The 227-nt window shown below is 53.3% G+C and carries 1 rRNA gene; it reads left to right on the plus strand.

Annotated features, from left to right (window positions below):
• Positions 1–206, plus strand: a 16S ribosomal RNA gene (locus OCU55_RS23865); the annotation flags it as partial.
• Between the last annotated feature and the right edge of the window lie 21 nt (positions 207–227).

A 227-nucleotide genomic window follows, 5' to 3' on the forward strand; every position in this document is an offset into this window, starting at 1 on the left:
AGTTGCTAGTAATCGCGAATCAGCATGTCGCGGTGAATACGTTCCCGGGCCTTGTACACACCGCCCGTCACACCATGAGAGTTGGCAATACCCGAAGTCTGTGAGCTAACCCGCAAGGGAGGCAGCAGCCGAAGGTAGGGTCAGCGATTGGGGTGAAGTCGTAACAAGGTAGCCGTAGGAGAACCTGCGGCTGGATCACCTCCTTTCTATGGAGAAATTATTAAGTA

The organism is Clostridium folliculivorans, from assembly GCF_024341905.1.
Lineage (GTDB): Bacteria > Bacillota > Clostridia > Clostridiales > Clostridiaceae > Clostridium_AR > Clostridium_AR folliculivorans.